Consider the following 9,164-nt stretch of genomic DNA (forward strand, 5'->3'; position numbering starts at 1 on the left):
GGGAAAATGGTGAATAGTTCATGCCAACTTCACGACACATCAGCGATGCATTCCACCGAAACTTCATCCTCCCATTCACTGCAGTCGACGATGGACAACCGCCCCTCCTGCCGCCAGGAGCGATCCTGAGCATTAACCCGGATACTTAACAGTGGATACTGGCTGTATATCAGCAAACTCCCCCCCTGCCTGAGCCTTGCCTCCAGTCGAACAGTGCTTCCTTCCCAGTAGACCCTCTGATCCAGAACAGCGCACACCGGAAGCACTTTGTCACCCAACCCAAGACAGACAAGCGCTTCATCCGGGTAGAAGAGCAGGCACTCCGATTCGCCCGCCCCCAGCTCAATAACTGGAAGCTCCCTGGCAGGAAAACACCGCTGCTGACTCCCCCTGTATACGACACTCTGCCCCTGCAAGTCAGTTTCTATACCCAGACCAACCTGTTCAGCGATCCGCTGTTGGTGCTCATTGATATTGAACAGCGCCAGAACCTCAACGTCTCCAACCCGGTTTGCAATTTTCAACAACCTGCCGGACTCCAGGGGGTTTTCAAACAGCCCATCTTCGGTCACCTTGCCCTGCCCGTCACAACGAACCACCCGACCATCATTAAATACCAGCCTCATTAACCGCCCGGCATCGGTTTTACCCAGCGGATCACTGGTATAGATGGGCCCACCACTCACCGCTCGCAACAAAGCATGGGCATCGGCATCCTCGTGCATTGTCCACCACATATCCCAGTCGCCCTGGAAAAAAGCATCGTGATATACCGCGTTATAGGCATTCTGCAGAGCATGCTCCCGGATATTCCCGGGGTTCTTTGGAAAAAAGTCATCGCTGTTTCTTGCCAGAGCCGATACAGGACGATGCCACAACTGATCAACCGCCATCCCCATACAATTGATAAGGCGCCCCTGAAAATGAAGGGCTGCTGAAGCCTCCAGAGCATGATGGACGACCCTGGCGACTTTTCCTGGAAACGCCCGATGGCGATAATGATTGGCAAGATTGCTTTGAACATCCACTTTAATAAAGTCAACGCCCTGCCGGGCCAGGTAGTCGTGCCACTGATCCCAGAAAACAAAAGCATGGCCGGCATCCACCGGCGGCAGCATCCGCTCAGAATCCAGCGCATCACACATTTCAGCCAGCTCTCCGTGGGCGTCAACGCCCTCCCAGTGGCCGGTCAGTGCATGCCAGGCCCCCAGCCAGTGAACTCCAAAGTCCTGCTCAAGGGCTTCTTTTAAACCCCTGAACCCACCGGGAAATTTCTTTCGGTCTTCCCTGAAGGACACCAGTCTTCTATTGCATTCTTCCGACCAGCCATCATCCACCAGCATCCAGCGAACCGGCACTCCCTTCTCCCGAAACTCTGCAGCTTTACCCAATACAGCCGCTTCATCCACATCCAGGTAGCAGGCATCCCAGCTGCACCACCCCAGATAATCAAACATCTCCGGCATACGGCGACGGCCTCTCTGCCGGTTAGCAAAAGGCTGGCGACCACGACCCAACCGGACATTTTTTTCGATCAGTGGGTACGGCTTTTCTCCTGCCCCCAGCAGAGCCACCAGGCCGGAAAAACACCGGACTCCGGATTTGCCCGGAGCAATCAATAACTCAAGCCCATTCTCCCCTCCCTGAAGAAAGCTTCTAAGCGCCTCATCGCAATACACCAGGCAGTGCTGAAGCTGATGATCGTCTTTATACAACAGAGACTGTGTTTTTTCCGGAAGGCGAGTCAGATCCTGGTCAAAATGCGGCCTTGTCCACCAGCTGTTATACAGATAATGAGCACACAGCCCCTGCAGATCCCCCAGGCTTCCTATTTTCAGCCTGATGGCCTGATCCGGATCCCAGCCGCACCATGGCCAGCTGACTCCCGTGGTCAGCTCCGCCTCTAGGGAAATCAGCAGATGTCCCTGAACCTCTTCCAGGGAAAAACGAATCCTGAGACGATCCTCAAGAACCGCTTCCAGAACAGTCCTTTCTTCCTGCTCTGACCATTGCAACCCATGCTCACTGCCATCATCCAGCCGCACCACCGCGGTCAGGCCATGCCACACTGGTTTTCCCGCATAATTGAGGCTTACGGCCTGGTCTTTACTGTAAAACGAGTACATGATCATTCCCCCGGAAACATCAGGAAGCATCAGAAAGTACTGGGGATAAGCGCTCTTCTCAACGAGCACACCACAGATGAGAGTTTACTGCTCGAAAGTGTTACCAGTGATAAAAAATACCCACCAATTGCCGTAACACTTCTCCGGACCACTACCAGAAACCGGTCAAGGACAGTGCGCTTCAGAGACATACAAACCTATTAAGGGCGACGGAGTTCTTCCACGCACCGGCTTCAAACAGACCACAGGATACTGATAAAAAGGACGAAAAGAAAAAGCTTCCATAAAGTGCAAAACAGCGGCCGAAGACCTACCGCCAGATTTTTGGCACAACATCTGCATATCTTCAGGAATACGCTCTGAGAGAGCTGGCGAGAGACGTCGCAAAGAGGCTCAAGGAATCGGGCAACCCTGCCGACACACTTTTCTCGCAAATGACCGCTCGCCTCTTCGTATAACAGAATGCAACAGAGCACAAGAAAAACAACACTGGAGCCTTCAGGAGCTTCTTGATGAGTAAACCCTCGCACAGCAGCATGGAAGCCTATCTGAGGCAAATGGGGATAGCCTCTCTGCCGGCCAGTATCAGAGAGCTTGAGATTGAATATTACCGGCGACTCTATAAGGTACTCCCCCGGGAGGAGGCCCTGTCGATGCCCCTGAAGCAGGTTCGTTCAAAAACCTCCATTCAGAAGCGGTGAACCCTCCTAGACAGCTTTTGTCCGGGCTGTGGAACTGACAGGCGGTACTGACTCCCCTTTCCCCTGACTGGACTTGCCCAGGCGTTTCAACTGACGCTTCTGACGCGCAATGCCGTCCAGCGTAAAGATCACCAGAGCGATCCAGATCAGCCCAAAGGTCACCATTTGAACATGGCCCAGGGGCTCGTTATAAATGACCACCCCCACCACCAGTGAAATAGACGGCGCCAAGTATTGCATTATACCAATGGTTGTCAGGGTCAGCTTCTGAGCGGCCATATTAAAGAAGACCAACGGCACCGTAGTAATCACCCCAGCCAGCATCAATAGCAACCCGGTGCCCGCCTCTGCCTGGGAAAACATCAGCTCGCCCCGGGATAACAGCCAGAGGAAGTACCCCACAACCCCGGGAAGCAGCAGCAGAGTTTCCACCGCAAGGCCCGCTGTTGCATTGACGCCCAGGGTTTTCCGGATGAGCCCATAAAAAGCAAAACACATGGCCAGCACAAAGGCGATCCATGGAACCGCACCCAGCAACGCAATCTGGTAAGCCACTGCCACCGCTGCAAGACAAACGGCTACGGCCTGAAACCGGCGGAGTCGCTCCCCCAGAAACAGAGCCCCAAACAGCACATTCATCAACGGATTAATATAATACCCAAGACTGGTTTCCAGAATGCGTCCATTGGTGACACCCCAGATAAAACACAGCCAGTTGGCGGCAATCAGAAGGGATGAAAGCAGAAGAAACCCTAGAGTTCTAGGCGAGAGAAACAATTGTCGGAGTTCACCCAGCCTGCCCCGAATCGCCAGAAAGGCCACCAGCAAAACCGAGGACCAGAGCACCCTGTGCCCCAGAACTTCCAGGGGAGAAACCGATTCAAGCAGTTTGAAATAGATCGGTATCAGCCCCCAGAGACCAAAGGCTCCCAGTGCCAGTAGCAGGCCTGACTGAGTATTATTGTTACCCACGACGACTCCCGTTTGTCAGTTAGTTTCCTGTAAAATGGCACTGTTCGCTTCCCGGCGTTCTCCAACGGGTATACGTTTTGCCATTGTCCGGTGAGGGCTGATATCCGGCAAAATTCGACGACAGACACCTTCCCGCTGAAACAGCCGGGCCTCTTCCAGAGTATCAAACGTGTCTGAAACGTATCGACTGGCACCACTGCCGTCGCGGTATTCGCTATAAAGGAAGTAACGCGGAACACCGGCCTGCTTTCTGGATGGCTTAACCGCACCCAGCGCCAGCCAGCAATATATATCACACTGATAGACCTGATGCCTTATATGGCAGTCATAATCAGACCAGTTCTGGTCTTCCGGTATGCCGGGAGAAGCGCCCTGACCTTCAGAAAAGTCCTCCACTGGCGAAGGTGAGTCCTGCAGACACTGTGGCAAAGTCACTATATTGGAGGTTTGGGCCATGCAGACAGTTCAGATAAGAGCCAGTGGGAAATAACCGAATCATTAGACCAGCGCCCAGGATGGGCAACAATAGGTGATTTACCCAATTTCAGCGGCAAGCACTTTTGCTCTTTGCATAAGAGGCTTGTCCGGTAGTCCCCAGTCCGGAAACCCCATTGCCAATAAAAAATAAATTGTATAAAGTAGCCGCCGTTCCAGGCTGCCTGGGAACAGGTTAGGTGAGGTGTCCGAGTGGCTGAAGGAGCACGCCTGGAAAGTGTGTATACGTTAACGCGTATCGAGGGTTCGAATCCCTCCCTCACCGCCATACCCATTTGCTAACCTTCTGTTTTTCCCTCAAGTTCAATTTTCTTTTCTTTCTGTTTTCCTGAATGCCTCCACAAAGTGTCCATTTGATTCACTGGATTCAGTTTCATCCTATCCTTTAAAAAAGACATCGGTCAGGATTTCCAGAGTGCCGGTCAGTTCCTCTACTTCGATGTTGCAGCTCTTACGAATCACCTTGGTCGTGTACCGACTCAGGACAACGATTTCATGATCCTTGACCTCAACCTGGCTTCTGGACAGGTACACCAGGATGCATAGCATGGAAGTAGTCATACTGGACAATGTAAAGTAATGTTGGACGATGGTAGTGTTTCACACTGCATACCCCTTATGGTTGCAGTTTTATCTTGCATAGAGCCTTAAGAGCCTGATGATTCCTGAAATGGCCGGGATCGGCGGTAGCGTGTGTGCGACCAGCGAATCGGGGGTCGTATATAATCCCAATTCACAAGGGTAACGATTGAGGTATCGACACGTGTAATGTGATTCGGACTTCTGTACATCCAGATGCTCCTGCCCGGTTCAGAACGTGTGTGTATATCATGGTTGTGTTCACATTCGCATGCCCAGACAGTTCCAGAACTGTTCATAGTTCATAGCCACATGTCGCTTAACAATCAGCCAGGTCAGAAACTGTGCTATTTCATCGCGCCCCCTTAGTGCCAGGGTGGCGAATTTTGTGGAAGCGAATGTAATGCCTCACCCAGCCCCAGTAGGGTCGTTCAGTTTCAAGGGAATAATTGCCCGTTCTCATAGCGAGCCGGAACTGTTACTGTAACCGCATACGACTTGTTATCCAAAATACTGGTATTTATGCAGCTATTTGAATGAAAACAGTTCGTGTATGCACTATTCTCAAACCTGATCTTAAGTCATTGTTTTTAATAGTGAACAACACCCTTTTAATAAGGTTCTGTTGTTTCAGCGAATGATACACAAAATGGCAAAGGCGAACTGGTTGATAAATAATCGAAACCATAAGTAACTTTGCAATCTATTGAACACAAAGTTTTTTTAATGCTATCGGCTCTCCGCAGATAGCGTGTTATGCGAGTCTAGGCCGCATAAACCACTGTTAAGTGTTTATAGGAGTAACTGAAAGTTGGTCGATACAATAAGGAATTTGGTGAAGCTGGAGCTAGCTTTTATAGCGATCACTATTGTTGCAATGTTTTTTACGGAAGCTCTTCTTCCGGTAGAGCTTCAAGAATATTTAGCCATGGATGCTGAGGCCATTCCAGCGATAATGGAATTAATCGCTCTAATTGTTTTACTGGTCATAGCGCTCGTTAATTTAGTATCCATGATTGGGCTTCTAGCGATTAAGGTCTGGGCACGGAAAGCTTATATCTACTCAACCATATTGATATTCCCAGTGTGCTTTTTCATTGGGCCTCATATTGATCATGCTATTGACTACACCTTGGATCAGGTGTCAGTGCTTATCCAAGGTATGATACTAAGCCTTCTGATTTATAGTGGTTCTTACCAAGAGGCCGCACTTAACAAGGCGCTCAAAAACGTGATCTTGCCCCGATAAAGCTGGCGCGTTTTAGCGCGGCGTTAGGCCCTAAAGAACACGGATATCGTTCCATGAAATATAGAAACTTACTCATTGAAGATACTAATCAGCAGGCTACTGATGCTGAGATAATATCTATTGAAAATGAGTTGGGAATTAGTCTTCCAAATGATTATAAGGAGTTCCTGAAATCATGTAATGGAGGCTATCTCGAATATGATATTTTGATCGATTTTGAGAACGAAGAGTCAGAATATTTATGTTTCTCTAGTCTATACAGGGCAAGTAATGATGATGATTGGGAGTGCAATCCTTTTGAATTAAGGCAGGCCAGAAAACAAGATAGATTCCCTGAAACAGGAGTTATCCCAATCGCAAGAGATGGTGGCTCGAGCATGCTTTATCTTGATATGAGAGAAGGATGCAAAGTCGTTGCATTCGTGCAAGGGCTTCCTGAATGGACAGGTTTACGCCAAGAAGATTCTCTAGTTGTAGTGGCTAATTCATTTGATGAGTATCTCGATAAACTAACCATCTCAGACGAAATGATTAAAGATCATATAGAGAACTTTGAGGTTTCAGAGGATAGTGTAAACGCCACTATCGAGTGGTTTGATTCAATTGGACTCGAGTGGCGTGATAAATTCAGAGGGCAATGGAATGAAAAAGTCCCATTTAATCGGGTGTAATGGCCTAGACACAATGACTCCCGCTGAGCGATAAAAACTGGCCTCCGAATAAAACGCTGGCCAGTTTTTACCAGAGCCGCATCAGGCACGCCTGAAAAATGATAGGACGACTGCATGGATGCAGGAGGTAGAGTGAAGCAGGAGCCGGAACCGCAGCCAGCGATGAGTAAAGATAGCACCCTTTTCGTCGGTATGGATACTCACAAACAGTCCATTGCCGTCGCCTATATGGGTGGTGACCGTGAAGATGTCGTCCAGGATTTTGGTACCATCGGTACCCTGCACCGCGGCTTTTTTATAAAGAGCATGACCGGATGATACGTAGGCTTCAAAGCAAAGCTTCAAACCTCTTTTTTGCCTATGAGGCTGGGCCCTGTGGCTATTGGCTTTATCGGTACCTTTGCGCCAAAGGGTTTCAATGCATTGTTGCAGCACCCTCCCGGTTGCCAAAAGACAAGATTAAAACCGATCGACGGGATGCCCGAACTCTGGCCACCGCTCTGAAAAATGCCAATCTGACCCAGGTCTATGTGCCCAGTGAAGAAGATGAGTCCATGCGGGATCTTATCAGGGCCCGAACGGATATGGTCAATGACCTGAAATCCGCTAAACAACGGTTGAATAGTTTTCTGTTAAGGCACGATCAGGTTTATCACGGCAAACGATGGAGCCGCCAGCACTGGCACTGGTTATCAGAACGCATGTTTGCCACCACAGCGCAGAATGTAGTGCTGAAGCAATACATGGATGCGGTTGAAGACCGACAAAACCAACTAGAGTATATGGAAAAGCAGATTGATGATTACCTGCCAAAATGGAGTCGTTATCCAATTGTCCAGGCGCTTCAGTCCTTAAAAGGCGTTCGCCGGATAACCGCCATGACCATGGTCGCTGAAGTGATTGATTTCAAACGGTTTGCGAATCCATCTCAACTGTTCTCATGGCTGGGGCTGGTACCATCAGAAAATTCCAGTGGTGGCAAAAGACGACAGGGCAGCATCACCAAGTGCGGCAATACCCATGCGCGAAAGGCCCTGGTGGAATCTGCCTGGAGTTATCGACACCCGGAAAAACTGACACGGGATCTGATGCTGAGGCAAGAAGATCTTCCCAAGCCGGTCAGGGAAATTGCCTGGAAAGCCCAGCTCCGGCTATGTAAGCGTTATCGAACTCTGGTGGCGAGGTTTAAAAACAAGAACATTGTGGTGGTGGCGATTGCCAGAGAGCTCTCAGCCTTTATGTGGGAAATCGTCAATAAAGGGCTTGAGGAAGTAAAACCAACCAATGCCTGAGCGTGAAAGCTGTTTAAGTTCTGTTTAATTTTGGAGGTTTACCTGTTCTGAAGCTGCAGCCCCGGCCGGTGAGCAGTCCTCGACCTTGTTAGGAGGTAAGGCAGGAAACTGTCGAGCCCTCGCTCCTAGAGAGAGGCAGGCTCACACGACGGATACATGAAAAGTGGTACCCAGCCCACGCATATCAGCTTGCCAGCCGTCGTTGTTTCAGGTTCCAGTCTCAGAACAGATTCTTTAACGAGTTAATGATCAAGTTCAAACTACCTGCTTGACCGCGGGAGTCATATCAACAAGGCAATCAACACGGACTTGGTAAACCTGTCACTTTTTGTGCAAAAGCCGCACAAAAAGTGACAGGTTTACCAAGCCGGTTATTGCGGCGCTAGGTGCTTATACTAAATTCAAGAAATTACAGAAGAAATATATAGAATGACTTTCTGATGCTATTTGGGATTATGTAGATTAAAAGAATGGAAATATCTGATAATAAAAAAATCAAAGAAGTTTGGAGGCAAAAAAATATTGCAGTAGTTTGTCGTAAAGGAAAGGGTTACCCGTTATATGTAAAGCTTCCACAAAGAGTAGGCAATTTTGAATGGCTTTCAGAGGGGAAAAGATATAAACCATTCTGGAAAGATCAGTATAAATGCTGGGAAACTCCAAAATCATGGTTCAATGAACTAATCGAAAGAATACTTGGCGAATTTCATCGGGTTTACGTTATTCAGCCATATAATGAACAGGAGAAATGCTCTCCTTCATGTTTAAATGCAACAGGTCATATTTGTGAATGTTCATGTATGGGAGCTAATCATGGTTCTGGCAATAATGGTGAATGGCTTATAATTTCAGACGCTTTTGCAACCAAATGGAAAGGATCAGAGCTGGCATGTAGGTTACTTCACAAAAAAGAAAGTGAAAAATTTCAACTACGCACCTAAATCGGGTAAGATGTAGTAGTTCAGACCTGATCTGACAGTCACCGATTTTTCAGAGGGTGTCTGTCAGGTCAAATTCAGGCTACAAATTTTTCCTTCCAGATCTCTTTGCCATCTATCAGAGTTTCCATTGGCGTTCTT

General features: G+C 48.7%; 10 protein-coding genes, 1 tRNA gene and 1 pseudogene. 7 read left to right on the plus strand and 5 right to left on the minus strand.

The window, feature by feature from the left end:
- Nucleotides 1-29 precede the first annotated feature (29 nt).
- Nucleotides 30-2,156: a Sip1-related alpha-galactosidase gene (locus ACNRUY_RS17330; RefSeq protein WP_488112906.1), complete on the minus strand. Its 2,127-nt coding sequence runs from the start codon at nt 2,154-2,156 to the stop codon at nt 30-32.
- Between the two features lie 482 nt (nt 2,157-2,638).
- Between ACNRUY_RS17330 and ACNRUY_RS17335 the strand changes: the two genes are divergently transcribed.
- Entirely contained in the window at nt 2,639-2,827 is a 189-nt protein-coding gene (locus ACNRUY_RS17335) for a hypothetical protein (protein WP_488112907.1), read from the plus strand.
- 6 nt (nt 2,828-2,833) lie between these two features.
- On the opposite strand, the gene rarD is transcribed toward ACNRUY_RS17335, so the two are convergent.
- Nucleotides 2,834-3,799, minus strand: a complete 966-nt coding sequence (gene rarD, locus ACNRUY_RS17340) for an EamA family transporter RarD (RefSeq protein WP_488112908.1) — start codon at nt 3,797-3,799, stop codon at nt 2,834-2,836.
- A 15-nt stretch (nt 3,800-3,814) separates the two neighbouring features.
- A complete protein-coding gene (locus ACNRUY_RS17345) occupies nt 3,815-4,255 on the minus strand; it encodes a hypothetical protein (protein ID WP_488112909.1) in 441 nt (146 codons plus the stop codon).
- A 217-nt stretch (nt 4,256-4,472) separates the two neighbouring features.
- Between ACNRUY_RS17345 and ACNRUY_RS17350 the strand changes: the two genes are divergently transcribed.
- Nucleotides 4,473-4,562 (plus strand) — tRNA-Ser (locus ACNRUY_RS17350).
- Nucleotides 4,563-4,672: 110 nt separating this feature from the next.
- On the opposite strand, the gene ACNRUY_RS17355 is transcribed toward ACNRUY_RS17350, so the two are convergent.
- Nucleotides 4,673-4,843 (minus strand): hypothetical protein, encoded by a 171-nt coding sequence (locus ACNRUY_RS17355; RefSeq protein WP_488112910.1) that lies wholly within the window; start codon nt 4,841-4,843, stop codon nt 4,673-4,675.
- A gap of 382 nt (nt 4,844-5,225) precedes the next feature.
- Nucleotides 5,226-5,339, minus strand: a pseudogene (locus tag ACNRUY_RS17360) (phage integrase N-terminal SAM-like domain-containing protein); the annotation flags it as partial.
- Between the two features lie 369 nt (nt 5,340-5,708).
- Between ACNRUY_RS17360 and ACNRUY_RS17365 the strand changes: the two are divergent.
- The 5 genes from ACNRUY_RS17365 to ACNRUY_RS17385 all read left to right on the plus strand — a co-directional run bounded on the left by ACNRUY_RS17365 (nt 5,709) and on the right by ACNRUY_RS17385 (nt 9,026).
- The gene (locus tag ACNRUY_RS17365) at nt 5,709-6,122 is read left to right on the plus strand and encodes a hypothetical protein (protein WP_488112911.1); all 414 of its coding nucleotides are present in this window, start codon (nt 5,709-5,711) and stop codon (nt 6,120-6,122) included.
- 53 nt (nt 6,123-6,175) lie between these two features.
- Nucleotides 6,176-6,793, plus strand: coding sequence for an SMI1/KNR4 family protein (locus ACNRUY_RS17370; protein WP_488112912.1), 618 nt, complete (start codon nt 6,176-6,178; stop codon nt 6,791-6,793).
- A gap of 162 nt (nt 6,794-6,955) precedes the next feature.
- Nucleotides 6,956-7,111 carry a hypothetical protein gene (locus ACNRUY_RS17375; RefSeq protein WP_488112913.1) on the plus strand — a complete coding sequence of 52 codons (156 nt, stop codon included), beginning with the start codon at nt 6,956-6,958 and terminating at the stop codon, nt 7,109-7,111.
- Nucleotides 7,108-8,085, plus strand: a complete 978-nt coding sequence (locus ACNRUY_RS17380; RefSeq protein WP_488112914.1) for an IS110 family RNA-guided transposase — start codon at nt 7,108-7,110, stop codon at nt 8,083-8,085. Before ACNRUY_RS17375 ends, ACNRUY_RS17380 begins: the two co-directional genes overlap by 4 nt.
- A gap of 470 nt (nt 8,086-8,555) precedes the next feature.
- Nucleotides 8,556-9,026, plus strand: coding sequence for a hypothetical protein (locus ACNRUY_RS17385; protein WP_488112915.1), 471 nt, complete (start codon nt 8,556-8,558; stop codon nt 9,024-9,026).
- Nucleotides 9,027-9,164 lie beyond the last annotated feature (138 nt).

It is taken from the genome of Endozoicomonas sp. Z74, assembly GCF_057680865.1.